Annotated in this window: 20 protein-coding genes; 10 read left to right on the top strand and 10 right to left on the bottom strand. The window is 49.5% G+C overall.

The window, feature by feature from the left end; all coding sequences use genetic code 11:
• The first annotated feature begins 93 nt into the window (after positions 1-93).
• Positions 94-1,002, top strand: a complete 909-nt coding sequence (locus ACSTTG_RS12530) for an aldo/keto reductase (RefSeq protein ID WP_438475051.1) — start codon at positions 94-96, stop codon at positions 1,000-1,002.
• Between the two features lie 58 nt (positions 1,003-1,060).
• Here the strand turns inward: ACSTTG_RS12530 and ACSTTG_RS12525 are convergent, their stop codons facing one another.
• Entirely contained in the window at positions 1,061-2,593 is a 1,533-nt protein-coding gene (locus ACSTTG_RS12525) for a DUF3612 domain-containing protein (RefSeq protein WP_438475050.1), read from the bottom strand.
• 162 nt (positions 2,594-2,755) lie between these two features.
• On the opposite strand from ACSTTG_RS12525, the gene ACSTTG_RS12520 reads away from it, so the two are divergent.
• The gene (locus tag ACSTTG_RS12520) at positions 2,756-3,328 is read left to right on the top strand and encodes an aldolase/citrate lyase/malate synthase family protein (protein ID WP_438475049.1); all 573 of its coding nucleotides are present in this window, start codon (positions 2,756-2,758) and stop codon (positions 3,326-3,328) included.
• Between the two features lie 168 nt (positions 3,329-3,496).
• Here ACSTTG_RS12520 and malK read toward each other — a convergent pair whose 3' ends face one another.
• Positions 3,497-4,630: a maltose/maltodextrin ABC transporter ATP-binding protein MalK gene (gene malK / locus ACSTTG_RS12515; RefSeq protein ID WP_438475084.1), complete on the bottom strand. Its 1,134-nt coding sequence runs from the start codon at positions 4,628-4,630 to the stop codon at positions 3,497-3,499.
• Between the two features lie 825 nt (positions 4,631-5,455).
• On the opposite strand from malK, the gene malE reads away from it, so the two are divergent.
• The 3 genes from malE to malG all read left to right on the top strand — a co-directional run bounded on the left by malE (position 5,456) and on the right by malG (position 9,194).
• Positions 5,456-6,637 (top strand): maltose/maltodextrin ABC transporter substrate-binding protein MalE, encoded by a 1,182-nt coding sequence (malE, locus tag ACSTTG_RS12510; protein WP_438456790.1) that lies wholly within the window; start codon positions 5,456-5,458, stop codon positions 6,635-6,637.
• Positions 6,638-6,717: 80 nt separating this feature from the next.
• Positions 6,718-8,292, top strand: a complete 1,575-nt coding sequence (gene malF / locus ACSTTG_RS12505; protein ID WP_438456791.1) for a maltose ABC transporter permease MalF — start codon at positions 6,718-6,720, stop codon at positions 8,290-8,292.
• A gap of 11 nt (positions 8,293-8,303) precedes the next feature.
• Entirely contained in the window at positions 8,304-9,194 is an 891-nt protein-coding gene (gene malG / locus ACSTTG_RS12500; protein WP_264876050.1) for a maltose ABC transporter permease MalG, read from the top strand.
• Between the two features lie 471 nt (positions 9,195-9,665).
• On the opposite strand, the gene ACSTTG_RS12495 is transcribed toward malG, so the two are convergent.
• Positions 9,666-9,905 carry a hypothetical protein gene (locus ACSTTG_RS12495; RefSeq protein ID WP_438475048.1) on the bottom strand — a complete coding sequence of 80 codons (240 nt, stop codon included), beginning with the start codon at positions 9,903-9,905 and terminating at the stop codon, positions 9,666-9,668.
• A gap of 200 nt (positions 9,906-10,105) precedes the next feature.
• Positions 10,106-10,555 (bottom strand): dCMP deaminase family protein, encoded by a 450-nt coding sequence (locus ACSTTG_RS12490; protein ID WP_438456804.1) that lies wholly within the window; start codon positions 10,553-10,555, stop codon positions 10,106-10,108.
• Positions 10,556-10,863: 308 nt separating this feature from the next.
• Here ACSTTG_RS12490 and ACSTTG_RS12485 point away from each other — a divergent pair, with 308 nt between their 5' ends.
• The gene (locus tag ACSTTG_RS12485; protein WP_438475047.1) at positions 10,864-11,559 is read left to right on the top strand and encodes a MaoC family dehydratase; all 696 of its coding nucleotides are present in this window, start codon (positions 10,864-10,866) and stop codon (positions 11,557-11,559) included.
• A gap of 152 nt (positions 11,560-11,711) precedes the next feature.
• Here ACSTTG_RS12485 and ACSTTG_RS12480 read toward each other — a convergent pair whose 3' ends face one another.
• Positions 11,712-12,536, bottom strand: a complete 825-nt coding sequence (locus ACSTTG_RS12480) for a phosphate ABC transporter substrate-binding protein (RefSeq protein WP_438475046.1) — start codon at positions 12,534-12,536, stop codon at positions 11,712-11,714.
• 264 nt (positions 12,537-12,800) lie between these two features.
• Here ACSTTG_RS12480 and ACSTTG_RS12475 point away from each other — a divergent pair, with 264 nt between their 5' ends.
• The gene (locus tag ACSTTG_RS12475; RefSeq protein ID WP_438475045.1) at positions 12,801-13,169 is read left to right on the top strand and encodes a DUF3024 domain-containing protein; all 369 of its coding nucleotides are present in this window, start codon (positions 12,801-12,803) and stop codon (positions 13,167-13,169) included.
• Positions 13,170-13,389: 220 nt separating this feature from the next.
• Here ACSTTG_RS12475 and ACSTTG_RS12470 read toward each other — a convergent pair whose 3' ends face one another.
• Both ACSTTG_RS12470 and rnb read right to left on the bottom strand, forming a co-directional pair.
• The gene (locus tag ACSTTG_RS12470) at positions 13,390-14,001 is read right to left on the bottom strand and encodes a YitT family protein (RefSeq protein WP_438475044.1); all 612 of its coding nucleotides are present in this window, start codon (positions 13,999-14,001) and stop codon (positions 13,390-13,392) included.
• 365 nt (positions 14,002-14,366) lie between these two features.
• The gene (gene rnb, locus ACSTTG_RS12465; RefSeq protein ID WP_438475043.1) at positions 14,367-16,352 is read right to left on the bottom strand and encodes an exoribonuclease II; all 1,986 of its coding nucleotides are present in this window, start codon (positions 16,350-16,352) and stop codon (positions 14,367-14,369) included.
• A 411-nt stretch (positions 16,353-16,763) separates the two neighbouring features.
• On the opposite strand from rnb, the gene ACSTTG_RS12460 reads away from it, so the two are divergent.
• The 3 genes from ACSTTG_RS12460 (at position 16,764) to ACSTTG_RS12450 (ending at position 20,503) form a co-directional block, all read left to right on the top strand.
• Positions 16,764-18,683, top strand: coding sequence for a DEAD/DEAH box helicase (locus tag ACSTTG_RS12460; protein WP_438475042.1), 1,920 nt, complete (start codon positions 16,764-16,766; stop codon positions 18,681-18,683).
• A 104-nt stretch (positions 18,684-18,787) separates the two neighbouring features.
• Positions 18,788-19,327, top strand: coding sequence for a DNA mismatch repair protein (locus tag ACSTTG_RS12455; protein ID WP_438475041.1), 540 nt, complete (start codon positions 18,788-18,790; stop codon positions 19,325-19,327).
• A 531-nt stretch (positions 19,328-19,858) separates the two neighbouring features.
• A complete protein-coding gene (locus tag ACSTTG_RS12450) occupies positions 19,859-20,503 on the top strand; it encodes a murein L,D-transpeptidase catalytic domain family protein (RefSeq protein ID WP_438456814.1) in 645 nt (214 codons plus the stop codon).
• A 430-nt stretch (positions 20,504-20,933) separates the two neighbouring features.
• Here ACSTTG_RS12450 and phnX read toward each other — a convergent pair whose 3' ends face one another.
• Genes phnX through phnW form a run of 3 tightly spaced genes read right to left on the bottom strand, consistent with a single transcriptional unit; the run spans position 20,934 to position 24,291 of the window.
• Complete coding sequence (gene phnX / locus ACSTTG_RS12445; RefSeq protein WP_438456815.1) at positions 20,934-21,752, bottom strand: phosphonoacetaldehyde hydrolase; 819 nt, start codon at positions 21,750-21,752, stop codon at positions 20,934-20,936.
• A gap of 14 nt (positions 21,753-21,766) precedes the next feature.
• The gene (locus tag ACSTTG_RS12440; RefSeq protein ID WP_438475083.1) at positions 21,767-23,167 is read right to left on the bottom strand and encodes an aspartate aminotransferase family protein; all 1,401 of its coding nucleotides are present in this window, start codon (positions 23,165-23,167) and stop codon (positions 21,767-21,769) included.
• Positions 23,168-23,184: 17 nt separating this feature from the next.
• Complete coding sequence (gene phnW, locus ACSTTG_RS12435) at positions 23,185-24,291, bottom strand: 2-aminoethylphosphonate--pyruvate transaminase (RefSeq protein ID WP_438475040.1); 1,107 nt, start codon at positions 24,289-24,291, stop codon at positions 23,185-23,187.
• Positions 24,292-24,394 lie beyond the last annotated feature (103 nt).

Raw genomic sequence — 24,394 nt, 5'->3', positions numbered from 1 at the left:
TATGACTTAGCTTATGGAGATCGGATGTTGCAGTCGCGTGCTAGTATCAGTTGGATATACTCAGCGTAACACTGACTATGGAGAGAAACACAGATGTTAAATCGAGTTCAGATTGCGCCACAAGGCCCAGAGTTTTCTGAGGTAGTGCAAGGTTATTGGCGTCTAACTGAGTGGGGTATGACTGCGAAGCAGCGACTAGATTTTATCAAGCAACACATTGCTCTTGGCGTGACGACTGTGGATCATGCCGACATATATGGCAACTACGAGTGTGAGCACTTATTCGGTGAAGCACTGGCGTTGGATAAAAGTATTCGTCGTCAAATTGAGATCGTCACCAAGTGTGATATCAACTTATGCAGCGATAAGTTCCCTGCTCGCAAAGTGAACCACTATGACACCAGTGCCGCGCACATCTATCAGTCGGTGAACAATTCACTGCAACGCTTGGGGGTGGATGATATTGATGTGTTGCTCATCCATCGACCTGATGCGCTGATGGACGCAGATGAGGTGGCAAAAGCCTTCCAAGAGCTGCATAAAGTGGGCAAGGTTAAACATTTTGGCGTATCTAACTTTTCCACCCATCAATTTGACCTGCTGCAATCTCGTCTGGGCAAGTCGCTGGTGACGAATCAGGTTGAGATCAACCCACTCAATTTTGAGGTGGCGCATGATGGTACGCTTGATCAACTGCAGCGTCTGCGAATCAGGCCGATGGCCTGGTCATGTCTGGCCGGTGGTCAGCTGTTCCATGCTCAATCTGAGCAGTCAAAACGCGTAGTGCAAGTACTGGAGGAGATCCGCGTTGAACTGGGTGCCGATAGTATCGACCAAGTGATTTATGCCTGGGTACGCCGCTTGCCATCGGGTCCACTGACGATTGTTGGTTCGGGCAAGATTGAGCGCGTTGAGGCGGCAGTGAAAGCCACAGAGCTCGAGCTGACACGCGAGCAGTGGTATCGCGTCTGGGTTGCTTCAAAAGGACATGGGGTGCCATAGAGCGCTCTTCCTGCCAGCGCGCATCTAGCGCTGGCAGTCTGTGACAAGCATGAGTCGTCTAGGGTTGTTCGGTGATGGAAATAGGGTCACCGTAGCAACTTGGCTCACGCGGACATGCCGTGCCACGCGCACAAATCACTTGGGCAGGGACATTTGCACCGCGCTCAATCCAGTTAATATTGAGAATCTTGGCGATGGTGACCAGGTCTTTGCGAATTGGCGCAGGAATCGTGGTGCTACCTCCCGATTGGACGCAGGCAATTTTCAGTTGCTCTGCCATACTCGCCGCATCTCCTCCCTGTGCCTCAATGGCTGGATTTAGGTCGATACCCGCACACAAGACTCGGTTGTTTCCCGCCAGATCAAGCATATTGGCAGATTCACAGCAATAGATCCGTGGCTCATTACCGACATTGAGTATCGAGATCTGCGCAGAGCTTCCTGCTTGTGGCTGTGAGAGTCGACGGAACACTGCCCAGTGCTGACACGGGTCGTTCACTTGACGCATGTTGCCCCAAGGCAGTGGGATGCCGTTCCCACGATAAACGGCCTTAAGTTTATTCTGTCCGTACGCATCGAAGTAGTGCCAGTGAGGGTAGGGTGAGACAACAGTCATGCGTCGCATCGCGACAGAGGGCGAGACGCCGGCCTTGATATGAGCACTGATTTCGTAGCCGTTACGATCGAGCAGTTGACGAAAGGGTACTTTAGGGCAGAGTAGTGCCCCCGCAAAAAAACTCGATTCAAAGTCGCGCCAAGCCTGCAAGATATCTTGTGAGTTAAGCTCGACATGATCACTTTGGTGGATATTATCCTCCCAAGTATTGGCGGAGCCAACCAGCAAGACATTCTTGAGACTTTCGCGGTTGTGTAGCACACAGTGCCCAATATAAACACTCAAGTCGTATTTGAGCCTAGTTGGAAATTTCTTAAGTATTTCATTGAGGTAGATAGTGTTAGGTGGCTCAAAAAAAGAGCTGATCACCTGCTTAGCACTCACCCCCAGCTCATCCACCACATCTTGTGGCGTACGCTGTGTCCAGCGAATGGTTACGCCCAAGGATTTAGCAATATCGATGAGATCCTCGACGCTAAGGTTGAGCCGCTTTAATCCCACCTCTTCTGCAGCGCGCTCTAGGTCGGGAAAATGGTTTTGATGGCTCTCTTGGTGAGCACGGATCAGCAGGTGAGCAAATTGACGACCGGTGATCCCAGCCTGAGAGAGCATCTCAGGGATAGCAATTTGCAAAATATCATTAGAAAACAAGAACCCAGGCTCAAGTGCCATCCCACTGATACCACCTCTACGCCCCTTATCTGGTGTGATCGCCTCCTGCTCGGGCTCATCATCGAGAAACCACACTGGCTCTTTTTGAAACACCTGGGCGATCACCGAAAGCATGTCCACACTCGGGACACGTTTACCGCGCTCTATCATAGATAGATAGGAGACTGAGGGGGCGTAATCGGGGTCAATACGAATACAACGGGCCGATAGGTCTTCCATGGTCAGGTGATTGCGCTTGCGCAGGTTTCTGATCTTGGTCCCGAGAAAGTGTGACTGACGAACAAGGCTTTTTGACAGGCTCATTTTGTAAAATTCACAGTGTAAAATTTTTGTTGTGAAATTGTAGTTAATATTCGGCTAATCTTCCAAGTAAGCAGCAACACAAATTGATCTAGAACAATAAATGCTCAATGACAATGCCTGCGCTAACGAGACGAATTTTGAATGCGGTGTGAGGGGACGACCATGAACATGCTAACGATGAATAACTCATCCTATAAGAACTCTAATAAACCATTTATCGCCCAAGCTGTCGTTGCAGTCGAGACCCTAGCGTCTGACGCAAGAGAGCAAAAGACCTGCCAAGGAAAGCAGATCTTAGACGAGCTATTTCCACTTGAAACCGGCTCTCACCAAGAGGTGACCGCCTACATGATCGACTATCGCCACCTAGTGGCGTACTTCAAGGACGGCACCCACACAGGTTTGCGTCATCCTAAACACTTCGTGGCCTACAACGGCGAAAAAGAGACGCCTTGTTCAATCCTATTGCGTGATGGAAAAGAGAGCCACGTCGAGGTAATGATAGGCTGTAACCGCGGCACAGGCTGCGTAGAGCTCACCACGATTGAAGACATCCAGATCGAGTGCAGCTCAACCCTATCCCAGCAAAATTCCCCTTGTCAGTTCGCCATGCGCCACTGGATAAGCCTGATTAAGAGCGACCGCAAAGGCAAACCCGCCGCCCGCAGCGAAGACAAAGAGTTCACCGCCAAAGACGGCAACGACTACGTCCTAGAAACTTCGTACCAGCTTTAAACAACGCGCAAGTCTCGAAGGTGTTTTTCTCGCCTCTCGACTCTCGACTCTCGCTTCTCGCAGCAAAGCGATCTGGACGCCAATAGCAGTCCAAAAAAAAAAACCAGCCAAGGCTGGTTTTTGTCGTAGTTTGCTTTGCTGAGCAATGTGTAGAAACTGTAGTTACGCTTATGCGCACTCTAGCGCGTCGAAGTCTACGCCGCGTTCTTTGTATAGGCGCTGACAGGCACGGCCGTCGTTGTGGAATAGGTGACAGCGGTGAGCTGGGATACCGATGCTCAGAGAATCGCCCACTTCAACTTCTAGTGTATCTGGCTGGCGGTAGATAACGTCGGCATCAGAGCCTTTGAGATTGAGGTACGCTTGAGTTTCGTTACCCAGCTTCTCAACAATCATGATCTCGCCATCGATGGTTGCATCACCTTCACCCGCTTTCAGCAAGTGCTCTGGACGTACGCCCATTGACATACGCTCGCCGCGAACCACAGTGGTGCCATCAACTGGAATCCAGAATGAAGTACCGTTCGGCAATTGAACCTTCACGCGTTCTTTCTCTGTCTCTTCAATGAACACACTCATAAAGTTCATCTTTGGTGAGCCGATGAAGCCTGCAACGAAGCGGTTTTGTGGGTAGTGGTAAAGCTCAAGTGGACGGCCTACTTGCGATACGTAACCGCCGTCTAGTACCACGATTTTATCTGCCATGGTCATCGCTTCAACCTGGTCGTGTGTTACGTAGATCATGGTACAGCCAAGTTTACGCTGCAGCTTAGTGATTTCAGAGCGCATCTGTACGCGCAGCGCCGCATCAAGGTTAGATAGAGGCTCATCGAGTAGGAACACGTTTGGTTGAGAAACCAGTGTGCGACCAATCGCAACACGTTGACGCTGACCGCCAGAAAGTGCTTTTGGCTGACGCTCTAGAAGGTGGCTTAGCTGCAGGATATCTGCCGCGTGCTCGACACGTTTGCTGATCTCGTCTTTGTCGGCTTTAGCCAGCTTAAGACCAAACGACATGTTGTCATAAAGGTTAAGGTGTGGGTAAAGTGCGTAAGACTGGAACACCATACCAACGCCACGCTTAGACGGCTCAACGTCGTTCATGCGCTCATCGCCAATGTACAGGTCACCAGAGGTGATGTCTTCAAGACCAGCGATACAGCGTAGCAGTGTTGACTTACCACAGCCTGATGGACCAACGAAGACAACAAACTCGCCTTCTTTAATGTCCAAGTCAACATTTTTTGAAATCAGTACATCTCCGTACGCTTTACATACGTTTTTTAACGTGACATTCGCCATCTTAGCTCGTCCTCGATCAATATTTTTATCATAGTTACTGCCTCTGCTGTCCCAGCCATCGGCAGTAATTGTGGGCATTTTGTAAGGTGTTATACCTAAATCACCTCGAAACCGACGCCACCTAGAAGTTCAACTCACCAAGAAAAATAACGACACTGTAGAAAAACGCAAATGATTTCCTGATGGTGGTTGATTTGGAGTTTTACAAAGGTTCCTGATTTCTGAAGTTACTTAGGTATAAGTAGTTACTTAGCTATATATAGTGGCAATACCTTAAGAAAAAAGGGTGATGAACACAAATGGGAAGCTCTGTGTTCCATCACCCGTCACGCCAAAGGGTTGAATTGCCTCCCCCGTATAGCAAAGACGTCTCCCCCGTAAGTACTAACTACCACGAACATCTTTGCTATAACAGCAATCCAACTCGGCAATGCAAGCCAGTTACAAGCAACTGGAAAGGGTTCTTACCATCCACTCTTGGATAGCTGTAGTTTCTCGATTTTAATCAAGCCTCACATCCTCCCAGTCAACTTTTTTGCAGGGGGAGTAGAAGGGGAGGAGGGATAAAAGGGATGAACCGGCAATAAGAGATCGAGGTCAAAAAATCTCCGCCATCTTTGGTGAATTTGGTCACAATTGATTTCGGTTTTGTGATCGAGGTCGTCAACATCTGCAGATTTGGATCACGGATTTACGCCATACTAGCGAGGGCGTAGAAACTAGGATGATGAGGTTATTGCTGTTTTCTCTAATTATATATGAGGACTAGGCGAAACCTCTGAAGACGGTCGAGCCCTACAACAAAAGTATAAAAAGGATATAAAGATGAAAAATGCCCTAAGCACAGTAGCACTAGGTACCCTTGTCGCACTTGGCTCGTTTGGCGCACACGCTGCTATCGAAGAAGGACAACTAACCATCTGGATCAACGGTGACAAAGGTTACAACGGTCTAGCAGAAGTTGGTAAGAAGTTTGAAGAAGACACAGGTATCAAGGTGACAGTAGCTTACCCTGATGGCCTAGAAAACCGTTTCCCACAAGTAGCGGCGACTGGTGACGGTCCTGATATCGTGTTCTGGGCACACGACCGTTTTGGTGGTTACGCAGAAGCGGGCCTTCTAACAGAAGTTAAGCCTTCGAAAGAAATTAAAGACGGTATCGTAGATTTCGCATGGGATGCGGTACGTTTTGATGGCAAATTCATCGGCTACCCAGTAGCGGTAGAGTCTCTATCTCTTATCTACAACAAAGACCTAGTTCCAAACCCACCAAAGAACTGGGAAGAAGTTGAAGCACTAGACAAAGAGCTACAAAAAGACGGCAAGAAAGCCATCATGTGGAACCTAAAAGAACCGTACTTCACTTGGCCACTAATGGCTGCTGACGGTGGTTACGCATTTAAATACACCTCTGCAGGCTACGACGTGACTGACGCAGGTGTTGCCAACGAAGGCGTAAAAGACGCAATGAACTTCGTTAAAGGCCTAGTTGATAAAGGCGTGATCTCGCCAGACATGGACTACTCAGTATCTGAGGCTGAGTTCAGCCAAGGTAACGTAGCAATGACAATCAACGGTCCATGGTCTTGGGGCAACATCGAGACTGCAGGCATCAACTACGGCGTGACAACACTGCCTAAGTTCCAAGGTCAGTCTTCTAAGCCATTCGTTGGTGTACTAACAGCAGGTATCAGCACTGCATCACCAAACAAAGACCTAGCGGTTGAGTTCATCGAGAACTACCTACTGACTAACGACGGTCTACGTATGGTTGATAACGACAAGCCACTAGGCGCGGTTGCACTGAAATCGTTCCAGAAAGAGCTAGACGCTGACGCGCGCATCGCAGCGACTATGGACAACGCGATGAACGGCGAAATCATGCCAAATATCCCACAAATGAACGCATTCTGGGGTAGCACTAAGAGCGCAATCATCAACGTTGTTGATGGTCGCCAATCGGTTGACGCTGCACTGACTGATGCAGAAAAACAAATGACTAAGTAATTGCTTAACTTTTTTAGGAGGGGGTAACCCCTCCTTTATTTCTCTATTTTTTTATTTTTTATTCGCTAGCAGGTTTCTCTATGCAGTCAGTTCAAGGTACAGATGTGATGACATCTTCCGCACCGAGTATGCCGTCAAGTAAGAGTGTGTTTATTAAATGGTCTTTACTTGGCCTAGTCGGTTTGGTTAATGGTTACGCGACAATTTTGATGTATTCGCGTGGTGAGTTGGCTTTTGCTCTGCTAACCCTAATATTAACGGCACTTGCCCTGTTTATATTCGGTAGTAAGAAGACATACGCCCACCGTTACATTTACCCAGGTATCGCGGGGATGATTCTGTTCATCCTATTCCCTCTTGCCTATACCGTTGGTCTTGCTTTTACCAACTATAGTGCCAAGAACCAACTCTCTTTTGAACGCGCCCAGAGCGTACTCTTAGATCGCACTTACCAAAGTGGCGATAGCTACTCATTCAACCTATACCACGTGGGTGAGGGGCATCAAATCATCGTCAACAAGGATGATGAGCTTCTGGCAACTCCCGTGTTCAAAGAGTCTGAGCTGGCTGACCAAGATTTTGAATTAACCCCAATTTCTGCAGAGCAGGGCGACAAAGCGGTGATCAAAGACATCATCGCCCTGCGCTCTAAACTCTCCGGTATCGACCTTGTGTTCCCATCGGGTGACGCCATCCGTATGAGTGGCCTGCGCAAGTTCGCTGCGGTTGAGCCTCTCTACACATTGCAAGAAGATGGCAAAGGTCTCATCAACAACAGCACAGGCGAATGGTTACAGCCAAACATGGAAACCGGTTTCTATCAGCCTGTCGACGAAAACGGTGAGTTTACCGGCAATACAGTGGCACCGGGCTTTATCGTTGGTATTGGTAGCCATAACTTTGAGCGTGTGTGGAAAGATGATGGCATCAAGCAGCCATTTATCAGCATCTTTATCTGGACCATCGTATTCTCTGCCGTGAGTGTCGGCCTAACCGTGATCATCGGTTTGATTTTGGCCAGTGTGGTTCAATGGGAAGCGCTAAAAGGTCGCGCTATCTATCGAGTCCTACTGATCTTGCCTTACGCCGTGCCTGCGTTTATCTCGATCTTGATCTTTAAAGGTCTCTTTAACCAGAGCTTTGGTGAGGTCAACATGGTGCTCGAGGGCCTATTTGGTATCAGCCCATCATGGTTCTCAGACCCGTTCTTGGCAAAATTGATGATTATTATCGTCAATACCTGGCTTGGTTTCCCTTACATGATGATCCTGTGTATGGGTCTATTGAAGGCGATCCCTGATGACCTGTATGAAGCATCGGCGATTGATGGCTCGAACTTTATCTCGAACTTCACCAAGATCACTATGCCACTGATGATCAAGCCGCTTACGCCGCTATTGATTGCAAGTTTCGCATTTAACTTCAACAACTTCGTACTGATTCAGTTGTTGACTAATGGTGGTCCAAATATGATTGGTACCTCCGAGCCTGCGGGCCATACCGACCTTCTGGTTAACTTCACCTACCGAATCGCATTCGAGGGTGCAGGCGGTCAAGACTTCGGTCTAGCAAGTGCAATCGCGACGCTCATCTTCCTATTGGTAGGCGCACTCGCACTGTTGAACCTACGTGTCACTAAAGTAGCTCAAGACTAAGGAGGCTCAAAATGGCAATGGTACAAGGAAAATCATTAAAATACCGCGTTTGGGCAACTCACATCGCTATGTGGGCATTCCTATCGCTTATCATCTTCCCACTGCTGATGATCATTGCGATCTCGTTCCGTGAGGGTAACTTCGCAACGGGTAGCTTGATCCCTGAGAATCCATCTCTTGAGCACTGGAAACTGGCTCTGGGTTTCTCGGTTGAGAAAGCGGACGGCACTATCGTACCACCGCCGTTCCCAGTACTAACCTGGCTGTGGAACTCAATCAAGGTTGCGGGTATCTCCTCGATTCTGATTGTGTGTCTGTCTACCACTTCGGCTTACGCGTTTGCGCGTATGAAGTTCAAGGGTAAGAACACCATCCTTAAAGCGATGATGATCTTCCAGATGTTCCCAGCCGTACTGGCGCTTGTGGCTCTGTATGCCTTGTTCGACAAGTTGGGTCAATACATCCCATTCCTTGGCTTGAACACCCACGGTGGTCTGATCTTCGCCTACCTAGGTGGTATCGCACTGCACGTGTGGACTATTAAAGGCTACTTCGAGACGATTGATGGTTCTCTAGAAGAAGCAGCAGCACTGGATGGTGCGACGCCATGGCAGGCATTCAGACTGGTTCTTCTGCCTCTGTCTGTGCCAATTCTAGCGGTTGTATTTATTCTGTCGTTCATCATGGTGGTGGGTGAAGTACCGGTAGCATCACTACTACTGTCTGATGTAAACTCGTACACACTAGCAGTGGGTATGCAGCAATACCTACACCCTCAGAACTACCTGTGGGGTGACTTTGCAGCGGCAGCCGTGCTGTCAGCATTCCCAATCACAATCGTATTCCTGCTTGCACAGCGCTGGTTGGTTGGTGGTCTAACCGCCGGTGGTGTTAAAGGATAATAACGAACAGGGTGGCCTTCGGGTCACCCAGTTGATTTGATTAACTCTTCTTGATTGATGTGGAATTAGGTTAAGAAGAAACTTTGGTTTGGCCGCCGACATGTTAGTGAAATCAACACCTTTGCAGTTACGCATAGCTGGCTGTCAACGTATTCCTTACTAGTTGTAACCGCGACAGTAATTTGTAACGAGAGCTCGGATTTACATCCGGGCTTTTTTTATGTTTTTCAAACATAAAAAATAGGGGCGGGGTTCGGGTTACACTTCGTTCCGAGTAGCGAGGTGTTTTTTTGTGCTGTCAGCCTTTCATAGCTCATGGTTTGTTATGAACTGAAGCTAGAAGGGAGTATGGCGAAGTTCTTTAGAGGGTAAAGGCGTGCTTTGTTAAGAGGTATGAGGCGTTCACCACATGCACCAAACTCCTCGCTCCTCGTAGGGCGTTAGCCCGTCCCCGCACCTCGAACCTGTGGTTTAGAGTTCTTTATTCGAAGGCGCACAACCAAGGTGCTGGAGCAGAATATACAAGCTCTCTTGGTCAAGGGCGACGCGGCGGAAGAGGTCGGCAAACAGGTCATCACCGCCAAAACAGGTTTGGATGTAGTGATTGATCTCTTGGTCGTTGTAGCCTTCAACGTACATGGTTCGCACCCATTGATACTCGACCGATTGAAGGTTATTAAGGGTTTTCTCGCTAAGAGTGGTGCGTGCCAAAGGGGAACTCCATGCATTAATGAAGCTGCAGTGGGTGCAAAGCACGTGCAACTTTCCTAAGATGCCGCCGATTTAACCAGCTTAACGTTAAGGAATGATGACAGCGTGAGTCAAAGATGGCCGATTGGCGCAGATATGAGCGGGTTAATAGAAAAAAGCCCAAGCAAAGCTTGGGCTAGGGAAGGGGCTGATGCATTCAACTAAGCTTGCTCAAGCTGATCGATAGGGAGCCAGTTGACCTTGACTCCGGCTTGGAGAAACATATCTTGGCTGACCTTAATCTTGTCTCCCCAGCGTGACAGAAAGTCCTCACTTTGCTCTGGGCAGTGCACGGCAGCAATGCCGGTTTGAATGATCTTGGCGGCACAGTTTGGGCAAGGAAAGTGGGTCACCCAGATGTCACAACCATCGAGGTCGCGCTTAGCAAACAGGATCGCGTTTTCTTCGGCATGCAGTGTTTTTAGGTACTTCATGTCGCGATCATCGGTATCAGCACTGTCAGAGATCCCGTGTGGATAGCCATTGAAACCCACCGAGACAATACGGTTATTTTTGGTGATCACAGCACCGACTTGTGTCGAGGGATCTTTACTCCACGACCCCACCAGTTGTGCCATTTGGTAAAAGCGTTGTGCCCATTTTGTAATCATAGGTTTTCTTCAGATCTAATCATTGAGTTATAAGAACTATGTAACCGGATTATTCCTTAAATTCAAGGCTTTTCACATTTTGAAACCAAACGGTCATCTGTGTCTAAAGACCATTACAAGCGGCCTAAATTAGCCAAGCAAGACTAAAACCAACTATAAAATAGCGTGTGGTTTATAAGGTTATGATATTAAAGAGAAATAACCCTTTCGGCATACGCGTGTTCGCAACAAACCTTTTGCACCTTGACCATAAGCGAGTAAAATTGTGGTCTGTCCAGTTTTTTCTGGAATGATTTTTTGAGGTATTTATGAAAGTTGTGGACATCTTTAAACATCGCAGTGAAGCGGTCTCTAAGTATCAAGAGGAGCTGTTGCGGAAGGTATCTCCAAGTGTTCTTGAATATTGGCATGAGATCCGTAGCAAAGCGAACAATCGCGCCCTGTTTACTCGCCTGAGAGATTTGAGCGAGCCAGCGGTGAACGAGCCGAGCATTGAGCCGGTTGAAAAGCCCGCTGCGCCGACCTTTGAGATCAAACCAGAGGCACAAGCCCTCTACACCGAGCTGCAAACCAAACTTGGTGAGGTCATCCACACCGGTGACTGGATAACAGTTGATCAAGAGCGCATCAATAACTTTGGTGCGGTAACAGAAGATCAGCAGTGGATCCACACCGACCCTGAACGCGCTGCCGACGAGTCGCCATTTAAAACCACGATTGCCCATGGTTTTTTGACCCTGGCTCTGCTCCCGCGTCTCACCGACTCAGTCGACCCAGGAAACAATCTTTTCCCAACGGCGAAGATGGTGGTCAATATCGGCCTGAACTCAGTACGCTTCCCGTACCCAGTAAAATCAGGCAACAGAGTACGCGCCGAGAGTACCCTAACCAAGGTGACCCCAATCAAAAAAGGCCTAGAAATCGAACGCGAGATCAAGGTCCAAATCGAAGGCGTCCGCCGCCCTGGCGCCGTAGTCACCTCAGTGATCCAATTACACTTCTGATTTGCCCCAATATTCACAAAGCCGAGCACAAGCTCGGCTTTGTCGTATAAGAAACCAATAAAGGAGCGGGGGAGCGAGTATTTGACCGCGTGCCTTGAACTCCTCGCTCCTCGTAGGGCAAAGCCCGTACCCGAGCCTCGCCCCTCAAAGGATTACTCATCCTTTGCTAGAGGAGTATACCCATGCTCCTCAATCAATTCCCGAGCGCGCTCACTTTGCAAATAAGCAAGAAACTGCTTGCCCTCTTGGCTGAGTTTCTCTGGGTTATACACCAAGAGAAATGGACGAGAGAGTTGATACTTACCCATTGCGATACTGTCATTGTCCCCTTCAATACCCTCAAACAAGACGGGTTTGACTGAGCGATCCACCGAGCCCGTAGAAATAAAACCAATCGCCTGGCGATTGTGATTCACAATCGTCTTGACCATGCTGTTGCTGTTCACAACCAAGTTGTTTGGGTCAATGGCAGAGACAGAGCGATCATTGATCACTTTGGTCAGGCCAAGCAGGCTCTCAAAGCTGTAACGTGTACCGGATGAGGCTTCTCGAGTCACAACGGCAATGGTTTGGTCATGTCCACCTAACGCCTTCCAGTTGGTCACTTTGCCTTTGTAAATGTCATAAAGCTGCTCTCGGGTGAGATTACCCACGGGGTTAGCGCTGTTTACTACTACGGTCAGTCCATCATGGGCCAGTTGGGTGACAGTATATTCAGCACGCTGCTCTCGCTCGGTCAGATAGCGAGATGTCATGGCGATCTCGACTACGCCATTAGCGACTAAGGTAATCCCTGCTGTAGAACCGATGCCCTGCACAGCAACAAACGATTCTGGGTGACTACGGTTATACTCTTCTGCCAGCACGTCCATTAACCTTGCCACGGACGTCGAACCTGAAATGGTGATTTCTTTTGCCATCACTGAGCTCACCGTGAGTCCCAGAGACAAAACCAGTGCCATTAATACTCGATACATACTACTCTCCATGTGTTAGCCGGTTAATGATTCTATCGCTATCTTGCGACACTTTTATGGAACTGTGAAGCTGCCGAGAGGAAAATAGTAGATCCCGTAGCCAAATCAATGGCAAAGTAAAACGTAGTCTATCAGTTGGTGTTTAAACTGCTTGAAAACTTGCCTGGTGGTGGTTCAGGTAGTCTAAAATTGGATTGAGATTCGTACCGCCTATAACGGCCTTGGACGTTCGGGCTGCGGGGACGTTTCGCACAGGGAGTTTGTATGAGTTTAGTCAACTTACTGCAAAGGCAAGTCGAGAGCCGAGCGAGCGCGGCATGCCATAATCGCAATCGTAATCTACCGGTCGACTTTGGCGTGTCGTGCTTTGAAGCGATCCCCAATGGCGTTGAGTTTATCAAGCGCCACTATCTCCTTGATTCCGCCCACAGCGACTACTCAACAGGCGTTGCCCGCATTGTATGGAACCAGGATACCAAGCTATGGGAGTTACAAATCCCCGTTGAGTCAGACACCATCAAAAACCCACAAACCCTCTCCGATTGGATGCACTACCCCTACCTAGCCAGCAGCAACGACCTAACGGCTTTGATCCGTGAAGTAGAAAAAGACCCGAAAGGTTGTTTTTGGTAACCGGCTTTCGCCAGGTACGCTTCGCTCCGAGGAGTAAGTACGCTGCGCTTTGGGGTACAGGTTCGCTTCGCTCCGGGGTGCGGGTACGCTGCGCTTCGAGGAGCGAGGAGCTCGAAGCGCGCTAGAAACACCTCGCTCCCCGTAGGGCAAAGCCCGTCCACGCACCTCGCCCCCCTATGTTTTAGGTGCGAAAAGTTCACAGCGCGCTGAAATCTCGCCTCTACCCCTTAGGGTAGCCCGCAGGGTTGTAGCGGCCGGGCTTATGGTTCATTGCTAGGATCAGGTTGGTCAGAATAGCTGCGCCAATCGAAAGGCCGATGATCCACAACGGCATGATCAGCAGTGAGAGTGCGACGATGGTGCAGTCTAGGCCCATCTGAACTTTACCCGCGCGTAGGTTAAACCGCTCTTGTAAAAACAGCGCGAGGATATTAAATCCGCCTAGGCTCATACGATGGCGAAAGATCACAAGCATGCCCATGCCAATCAAAGTGCCGCCCATTGCTGCGCCATAGACAGCGTTGACCATAGCAAAATCGATAACTAGGTAAAGGTAGTCCACCATCACTGACACTAGAGTCACGGCGATAAAGGTGTTGATGGTAAAGCGCCAACCCATACGGGTGACTGATAAGAGGTAAAAGGGCAGGTTAATGGCAAAAAACACCTGGCCAAAGGAGAGCTCAGAGATCTTGGTGATATACAGCGCCAAACCCGCTGTCCCGCCAGTAAGCAGGCCCACCTGATTAAACAAAGCCACGCCAAGCGACACCAAAGCGCACCCGGTGACCAGTGCTAGCAGGTTTTCTACTAGTGAGTGCTCATTATCCATATGAATACACATCCTATTGTTCTTTAAAGACTTATTGCTCAAGGATAGTGATTGGCGCACGATTGTCGAATTGGGGAACGAATTAGGTTGTTACGTAGTGTAAAGCTTTAAAGACAGAGGCGAGAAGCGAGAGTCGAGAGGCGAGGAAAACATCGTGCGCTGAATGTGTCAGTTCCCAAAGTTAGATGGCGTCGGTAGTGGAACGTTCGCGTATCTTGTTGTTTAGGGTGTAAAAAAAGCCAGACAAAATGTCTGGCTTAAAATTAGATGCGGGGAGCGCACACTATGTTCTGAATAGCGACAATTTGTCTGCGCGCGCCAAACTCCTCGACTCTCGAAGGGCGATAGCCCGCTCCCGCTTCTCGCTACTGCTCTTCTGCCGGTTGGTCAGCGAACACTTCAACAGGTTTGGCAACAAGACTACGCGTCTCTTGGTTAACCTCAACAAGCGTAACCTTAAGCGTGTCGCCTAGGCGGTATACGACCTCTTTGTCGATCGATAGTGTACCTTGGTCGCCGTCGCAGGCAAGGCGCTGCTTGTTGTCTAGCACAACTGAGCCTGGGATAAACGCGCTTGCGCCGTTTTCTAGTAGGCGTACGCGCATACCCGCGCGGTTGATATCGAAGATCTCTGCGGTAAATGCTGTCTGTGTGCTTGGCTCTTCAGATAGCGTGCGTGCATATAGCCAGTCACCCACGGTGCGCTCAGCAATTTTGTGGAACTTACGGTGCAGGGCAAGCTCTTCACCGACGGTCTCGTCTGGGCGCTGCACTGGCTCTTTGTTCATGATGTGCGCTTTGAGCATGCGGTGGTTAATCATGTCACCGTATTTACGGATTGGCGATGTCCAAGTTGCGTAGATATCCAGACCCATGGCGAAGTGTGGTAGTGGCTCGTTGCCGACCTCGCTGTAGGTTTGGAACTTGCGAATGCGGTTATCAAGGTAAGCTGTCTCTTGCGTTGATAGCCAGCGGCGCAGCTCAGCAAAGCCTTCTAGAGTGGCGATTGATTCAACCGTAAACGGCTGCGCTTGGTCCGCGTTGACTAGTTCAATCACATCTTGCAGCTTCTCGGTCTTGATGCCCGCATGGGTATTGAACACACCTGAGCCAAAGTGGCTTTGTAGCGTCTTACCAGCACAGATGTTGGCGGTGATCATCGCTTCTTCAACCAAGCGGTTGGCGCTGCGGCGCATATCGGCATGGATAGCCACCACATCGTTGTCTTCGCTTAGCTCGAAGCGGTAGTCAGGGCGGTCAGGGAAAACCACTGCATTGTTTTCACGCCAATCGGCACGCGCCAGTGAGAAGTCGTAAAGGTCACGCACAACCTGCGCAATCTCATCGCTTGGTGTCCAGTGCTTTGAGCTGCCGTTCTCTAGCCAGTCAGAGACATGGTCGTAAGCTAGGCGAGCGTGTGACTTCATATTGGCTGCAAAGAATTGGATATCGTCACCAATCACGCCATCTTTAGACACGGTGACGGTGCAGCATAGCGTTGGACGAACTTCACCTTCGATCAGTGAACACAGCTCATCAGCCAGATCGCGAGGTAACATTGGGATGTTGCGACCTGGTAGATAGATAGTGTAGCCACGTTGGCGCGCTACTTTGTCCATATCATCTTCTGGCACAATGTACGCAGTAGGATCAGCGATAGCGATGGTCAGCTCAAAGTCACCGTTGTCGGTCTTTTTCGCAAACAAGGCATCGTCCATATCCTTGGTTGACTCACCATCGATAGTCACAAACGGCACGTGGGTCATATCGACACGCTCAAGGTCTGCATCATCTTTGATTACCCAGTTCTCGATGCCTTCAGGCTCGGTATTTGGCAGATCGTTCTGTGCAAGTGTTACCCACCAAGGCGCAATCTTGTCGTTGGCATCGGTGATTTTTTCAGAGATCTCAACGAAGAAGTCGTTGTCACCCTTAAGTGGGTGACGGATCAGGTGCGCAACAACCCAGTCACCCTCGGCAAACTGATCTTGCTTAAGACCCTTTTTGGTTTTTGCTTTCAGTGACAGCTTTTTCAGCTGTGGGTGATCAGGAACTACGTTCAATTTACCCTTAAACAGCTTAATGCGACCAATAAAGCGGCCCACGCCTTGCTCGATCAGCTCTTGCGGCTCAGCGACTTCTTTTTCTTTTTCAGTGCGGATGATGGCACTGACCTTGTCACCATGCATACACTTTTTCATGTACGGTGGCGGGATAAAGAAGCTGGTTTTGTTGTCGACTTCTAAAAAGCCGAAACCACGGTCGGTCGCTTTGATGGTGCCTTCTTTTTTAGGCAGGTTTTCTTGGATTTGCTGCTTAAGTTGAGCCAGTAGAGGATTGTCTTGAAACATAGTCTCGGGTGTTAGTTACAGAATCTGCGCCCACTATAATCATTGAACGTGACAATATCTATACTATTGTGTGTACGGAAAAGGCATTTAGCGCGATGTTGAGCGTGAGGTGTGTTCAAAAGTTGAACAGCATGAATCGCTTGCGAGTTAGCAATAAATTGCGACAAAATGATTGCGTTGGCGTTTTTGTGCTGCATTTCATACAAGTGTAAAGAAAATATGTGAGCAGCCTCAATTTTTTCTGGCTTTTTTTGTGTATTTGCGGAATAATCCCCGCCCTTGATGATGTCCCTAGTGCTTGATGCGATTTAAAACTTATCCGCATCTGAATGGAATCAGCTCTTTATTGGATTGGTATTGGATTTGGTAGAGCTCGCGGGACCTTTTGTTTAATCTTTTATGGGATCCCCAATGCAAGATTCTGTTATCAAATTTAGCGATCTATCGCTGAATGATTCTATCCTTTCTGCTCTTGACGGAATGGGTTTTGTTTCTCCGACTCCTATCCAGGCAGCGGCTATTCCTCACCTAATGAAAGGTGTTGACGCACTAGGTAAAGCGCAGACCGGTACTGGTAAAACAGCGGCTTTCTCTCTTCCTCTTCTTAATAAGCTTGATCTCTCACAGCGTAAGCCTCAAGCGATTGTTCTTGCTCCAACTCGCGAACTAGCGATCCAGGTTGCAGCAGAAATGAAGAACCTAGGTAAGAACATCTCTGGCCTCAAAGTTCTTGAAATCTACGGTGGTACTTCAATCGTCGATCAAATGCGTGCACTGAAAAGCGGTGCGCACGTTGTGGTTGGTACTCCTGGTCGTGTTCAAGACCTAATCAACCGCGACCGTCTACACCTAGACGAAGTCCACACGTTTGTTCTTGATGAAGCAGACGAAATGCTGAACATGGGTTTTGTTGACGACGTAACTGAGATCATGGAGCACGCTCCTGAGTCAGCGCAGCGCGTACTGTTCTCTGCAACTATGCCTCCGATGCTGAAAAACATCGTTGAGCGCTTCCTGCGTGAGCCAGTGACTATCGACGTTGCGGGTAAAAACCACACAGTAGACAAAGTAGAGCAGCAGTTCTGGGTTGTTAAAGGTGTAGAGAAAGACGAAGCTATGTCTCGTCTACTTGAAACCGAAGAGACTGATGCGTCAATCGTATTCGTACGTACTCGCCAAGACACCGAGCGTCTGTCTGACTGGCTAACGGCACGTGGCTTCAAATCAGCTGCTCTGCACGGTGATATCCCTCAGTCTCAACGTGAGCGCACAGTGGATAACATCAAGCAAGGCGTGATTGATATCCTAGTTGCAACTGACGTTGTGGCTCGTGGTCTTGATGTACCGCGTATTACCCACGTATTCAACTACGATATCCCATTCGATGTTGAGTCATACATCCACCGTATCGGTCGTACTGGCCGTGCCGGTCGTAAGGGTAAAGCGATCCTATTGGTTCGCACTAACCAAATGCGTATGCTTCGCACTATCGAGCGCGTGACTAAGTCATCAATGGAAGAGATCCAACTTCCACTACGCGATAAAGTAGCAGAAGCACGTCTAGTTAAGCTAGCGGCTGAGCTAGAAGCAGACAAAGAACACAAATCACTAGAGAAATTTGCTGAGCTAATCGAGAAGCTGCAAGAGTCTCTAGAGATCGATGCAACGACCCTAGCTGCGATTCTTCTTAAGCGTCAGCAAGGCAAGCGTCCTCTATTCTACATTGGCGAAGACCCAATGATCGCGGCTATTGAGCGTGACAAGCAGCGTCGTCGTGACCGTCGTGAAGGTGGCCGTGATGGTAACCGTGGTGGCCGTGACTTCAACACTCAAGACTGGGATACGTACCAGCTTCAGGTTGGTCGCGAGCAAGGCGTTCAGGTTAAAGATATCGTTGGCGCACTAGCAAACGAGCTTGGCCTAACCAAAGGCTCTATCGGTGCGATCAAGCTAGACCGCGGCGAGACTTACGTACAGCTACCAAAAGCAATGCCATCTGAAGTGGCTGGCAAGCTAAGCAAACTACGTATCCGTCAGAAAGAAGCGGGCGCAGTTGTGGTTGATTTCAACGATTTCCGTGAGCCTCGTGGTCGTCGTGATGGCAACCGTGATGGCGGTCATCGTGGTCGTCGTGATGGTGACCGTGGCGGTTACCGTGGCAACCGTGAAGGCGGTCGTCGTGAGGGTGGTCGTCGTGAAGGTGGCTTCCGTGATCGCGATGGTAACCGTGAGGGCGGTGAGCGTCGTTTCGACCGTAACCGTGGTGGCGACCACCGTGGTAACTACCGTGGCGAACGCGGTCATGGCCGTCGCCGTGACAACCAAGAATAATATCTGATACTTAAGTGTATTTATTGTTAAAGGAGAGCCGAGTGCTCTCCTTTTTTATTTCATGTCTATTATTGATCCCATATACCCATTGATGTGGAGATCAAATGGCATCCTACGGCGCTACCCTCAAACAGCATATCCCCCCTCCGTGGGTGCTGGTTTTGATTGGCTTAGTACTCAACGTCATGGCCATTTTAGTCTCAAGCTTAGTGTTGGACTCGATCAACCAAAACATCAGCGCCCTGAAGGCCAGAGAGGCGCAGAATCAGTATGCTATTACCCTAGATTGGAACAGTGTGGAAACCTTGGAGCGTAAACGTGAGGTGACACTGCTGCATATGCACCTTGCTAATCTGGCGCCTGCGAATCCGAAGATAACTCAGAGCTTGATCGATCAATTGCAACTGTGGACCTCAACCATGGTTTCCGAGTTGTCTGTTGAGACAGTCAGTGAGGTGATGCTCGCGATTGACCAAAGCCAGCAGCAGTTTCGCAATCGGATTGATAGCCATTACTTGGATAACCTTGAGGTGGCAGAGCAGGTCCAAAGTTGGGAAGAGAAATTGGTGCACTATAAGAATATTGCCTTGTTTTTGCAGATCTTCGGCTTGGCGTTGATCCTCGCGCGTGACCTAGCGCGTTAATCAAAGGGGCGGGGAGCGGGTTTCACTGCGTTCCGAGGGGCGAGGAACACATCGATAGGTGTAGCTTCGAGCACCTCGTATGGTGGGTGAAAACCTGGTTGCTTATTGTCCCTAGGTCATCCTAATCAGCGATTCCACTGTCAGGATTGTGAAAACTTTTGTCACATTTTTTGATTAAAGTTTGATCGGTAAATTTGGTGAGTTAGGTTATTGATATTTTTGCTAATTAAGGCTCTATTGCCCGTCATTGTTGGGTTTTGCTGGTCATTTGATGTCGTAAAATTACGAGTTTGCAGTTTTATTGATCGATCAAATAATATACTATCTCGTCGCGCGGTTAAGTCACGGAAAAGAAAAGATTATCAATGGCTCAAAGTGGTCATTAATACACCATCTTCGATGGATTTCACTATGCACAATTACTCATAATCACCTGCTTATGTAGGGGACTGAGTAGTTTTGGGGGATTGTATATTTCGTTAAATATATAACTAACGTTCACTTTTTATTGCCAAGTTTGCTGTTCTGACAATGAAAATTTTTGCACTTTTAGGGGTATGGATAGCTTGTGCCGTACCCGCGGTGGCTGTTGCTGCCCACAATAATAATCCGCTGAGTGAGCTTTCTCCGGCGGAACAAGTTATAGAAAAAACGTTTAATAAAGTTGGCTTGGAAGGGGTATTGAGTTATGAGCTTTATCGTGATGCGTACCTTGCTTATCAGGAAATCAGCGAGCGTAGAAAGCCGCTCTTGACCATTATCGATTACAGTCGTCCCTCTACTGAAAAACGCTTTTTTGTGATCGATTTGGATAAGAATGAGTTGGTGTACAACACCTATGTTTCCCATGGGGTGAACAGTGGTGGTAAGAATGCCACGCGCTTTTCGAACGTGGTCAACTCAAGAAAAACCTCTCTCGGCGCTTTCTTGACCGATGATACCTACTACGGAAGCAACGGTTACTCGCTGCGTCTTGATGGTTTGAATCAAGGGATTAATGATCGTGCGCGTGAGCGTTATATCGTGATCCATGGCGCCGACTATGCGACTGAGTCGTTCATCCAGCGTAATGGCTACCTTGGCCGCAGTTGGGGTTGTCCGGCGCTGCCGCCGGAGTTGACGCGTGAGATTATTGATTTGATCAAAGACGGTAGCGTGATTTACGCTAGCGCATAAATCAGAGGCGAGAATCGAGGTCGTTTCACTGCGAGGACGCTTCGCTCGAGGTGGTAGTACACTTGACAGCGACGGCAGTGGTTGAAAAAATTCTCGCTTCTCGCTTCTCGCTTCTCGCTTCTCGCTTCTCGCTTCTCGCTTCTCGCTTCTCGCTTCTCGCTTCTCGCTTCTCGCTTCTCGCTTCTCGCTTCTCGCTTCTCGCTTCTCGCTTCTTATTCAGATTCGAGAGTCGAGATCGGGCTTTGCCCTGCGAGGACGCTTCGCTAGAGGTGGAGTAGCACTTGACAGCGGTGGTGAAGGTTGGAAAAAATTCTCGCCTCTCGCCTCTCGCCTCTCGCCTCTCGCCTCTCGCCTCTCGCCTCTCGCCTCTCGCCTCTCGCCTCTCGCCTCTCGCCTCTCGCCTCTCGCCTCTCGCCTCTCGCCTCTCGCCCTACGGGCGTTCGCCAAGAGCTAGGCGGCGTTCGATGTCTTCGATGACTTGTGGTAGGTCGGCGATGGTGTCGATTAGGTAGTGGGGTGATGATTTTTGCATTACTGAGCGGGCTTTTTCGCGTGCTGCGCTTAGTGTTGCTTCATCTGCGGCTTGATACTCTGCAAAGGTTAAGCCTGCTTCGTTGCCTGATAGTAGTAGGCCTACGGTCCACATACCGGCATTATGGCCCTCATCGATACCTGGTACGGCATCATCAACCTTAATACACGCGCCGACATTGGTTACGCCAAGGTCGATCACGTTCTTCAGTGCCATAAATGGGGCTGGGCGGCCGCCTTGAGGGAGATCGTCAGTGGCGACAATGCAGTCTGGTTGGTAGCCATAGTCGGCTGCAACCGGGATCAGCACATCCATAACCTCGCGTGGGTAGCCTGAGCAAGAGCCGATTTTGATGCCTTGCTGTTTGAGGTTATTGACCACTTCAACCGCATTGAGGATCGGCTCTGCATGGTCTGATACTTTGGCTTTTTGCAGGGGCATAAACATCTCATAGATGCGATCCACATCTTCATCGTTCATCGAGCGGCCGAATTTTTCTGTCCAACGCTTATCAACCGATTCCAGTTTGCCGACCGCTTTGATGTGATCCCACTTGCCAAGTCCCATAGGCACGCGGGCTTCTGCAAGGCTAATATCGAACTCAAAGCCACGCTTAAAGGCTTCAACGAAGATCGAGGTTGGGGCAAAAGAGCCAAAATCGACAATAGTGCCGGCCCAGTCGAAGATGACTGCTTGAATTTGTGATGGGTTGTTCATGTTGATTCCTTTGATTATTTCACTACTGGGTAGCCGAAGGTTTGGCTAACTTGTTGAATAGCTGACTCAAAAATGTCCAGCGCAGCCTGTAAGTCGGCGCGCTCAATGATCAGCGGTGGGCTCAGTTGCACCACGTTGCCTTGGGAGACTTTAAAGCTCAGGCCATTATTCAGGCATTGGTACAGCACGGCTTCAGCCTCAGCAAATGCACGCTGTTTAGTGTCGCGATCAGTCACCAGCTCAACGCCCCACAATAGGCCGATACCGCGCACATCACCGATGATGGGGTAAGTGTCTTTCATACGATTGAGCTGCTGGTGAACAAACTCACTGTCGGCTTTGACTTTGTCTAGGAGCTGCTCTTGCTCAATCGCTTCCATCGTCGCCAAAGCGGCGGCGCAGCCAATCGGGCTCTTCTCGTGGGTGTAGTGACCCAATGAGACTTGCGCCGCAGTGTTGTACTTATCTTTGGTCACCATCGCCGCGATAGGCACTAAGCCACCACCTAGGCCCTTGCCGATACACAGAATATCTGGCTCGATGTCGTAGGCTTGGTAGGTGAACCATTCGCCACTGCGACCCATGCCGTTAGGGATATCATCGATGATCAGCATTACGTTGTGCTTGTCACAGATCTCGCGCACGCGTTTCCAATAGGCTTTGCTTGGTACTTGAACGTCGGTATTACGCACTGCCTCAGCGATAAATGCACCGATAGCGCCTTCTTTCTCAATCACGTACTCAAGGTAGTCGGCGTAATGCACATCGCGCTCTTCTTCGCTGGCATCTGGGCGTGGGAAAGCGCCGCGGTAAGACACCGCCGGCGGAATGCGCTCAACGCCAGCCATTAACGGCCCCATACCCTCACGAAAACAGGCTTCGCCGCCGACAGAAATCGCATCAAGAGAAGCGCCATGAAAAGAGTCCCACAGGGAAACCACTTTGAAGTTGTTGGTCACATGACGTGCCAGTTTGAGTGCCATACCAACCACAGACGTACCGCCTGGGGCAAACAGCACACGGTTGAGTTCGCCGCCGCAGATCTCGGTCAGCTTTTCCGCACACGCTACTGCGGTTTCATTGGTAAAGCGGCGTGGAGAGAAGGGCAGGTTGGCCATCTGCTCGGTGACTTTATTGATCACATGTGGATGGCCATAGCCAAGCTGATGAACATTATTACCGTGAAAGTCCATGTAGCGCTTGCCCGTGGTGTCTTGCAGGTAGATGCCTTCTGCCGCCTCGAGCGTATCAAGACATGGCGTCGACATCGCCTGATGAAGAAACACATCCTCGTCGCGCTTTAGCAGCGCTTGCGTGCGTTCATCTTGCAATGACTGGTTCCACGCCTGGCGAGCAGGTGTGGTATTGATGTCGCCCTCGCTGCGAAAGTGCGTGCCGCTATCCTCGCTGTGCATCTCTGGTGTAATTAGGCTCATGCTGATACCTCCCAGTACATCGCTTTACCCACGGCCTCAATCAGGCGCTCAATATCTTGCGGGTGCACATCACCTATATTGCCGATACGGAAACAGTCGGCGTTGGAGACCTTGCCCGGGTAGATAACAAAACCCTGCTCTTTCAGGTGCAGGTAGAACTGCTTAAATTGATAATCGCTGTGGGTTGGCGAGTAGAACGAGGTAATGATCGGTGAGTGCAGTGACTCATCAAGCAGCGGCGTAAAACCGAGCTTTTTCATTCCAGCAACCAAAGTAGTTTGGTTGGTTAGATAACGCTGGTGACGAGCCTCGATACCGCCCTCTTGCTCGAGTTCAATCAGAGCTTGATAGAAGGCACGCACGGTGTGAGTTGGCGAGGTGAAGCGCCATTTACCATGATTGGCCTGCATGCAGTGCCACTGCTCATAAAGGTCAAGGCTCAGTGAACGCGCACGCCCCTGACACAACTCCAGTTGCTCTAGCTTAGCAATCACAAAGCCAAAGCCGGGAACGCCCTGGATACACTTATTCGCCGAGCTGATCATAAAGTCGATGCCCATCTCACCGATATCCATCGGAATGCCACCAAAGCTCGACATCGCATCAAGGATGACAACTTTTCCATATTGCTTGGCTAGTTTTGCTACCGCTTCAATCGGATTAAGCATGCCGGTAGTGGTTTCACAATGGACAATTGCCACATGAGTGATGCCAGCGTCTTGGATTAGCGCCTGCTCAACCTCAGTGAGGTTTGGCTGAGTGGTCTCACCCGGAGCTATCACCTGACAGTCGATGTTCAGGTAGGCCGCAATTTGCGCGATACGTGCACCGTAAGCGCCATTATCGATAACCAATAGCTTATCGTCTTGCTTCATTGTTGAGCCAATGGCGGCCTCTACCGAAGCGGTGCCGCTACCTTGCATCAGGACACTGGTATAGCCAGGTTGTGATGTCGCGAGCTTGGTCAGTTTACTGCGGATAACCTCAACAACATCTTTGTTGTAGTCATCGTCCCAGGTGCACCAGTCTTTAAGCATCGCCGAGCGAACAGTCTCTGTGGTTGATAAAGGGCCTGGTGTTAAAAGTAGGTAATCGTTTCTCATCGTTAATCTGTCTCTTGGACTATACCAATCTGGTGGCACTTTAGCAGTGGCAGGATTGGCGGGTAAATACCCAAAGACGGATCTTAATAAAACTTTCATACAG

The organism is Vibrio glycogenivorans (assembly GCF_051660965.1).
Classification (GTDB): Bacteria; Pseudomonadota; Gammaproteobacteria; order Enterobacterales; family Vibrionaceae; genus Vibrio.
The sequence above is the reverse complement of the archived record's forward strand: the minus strand, read 5'-3'. Positions and strand labels throughout refer to the sequence as shown.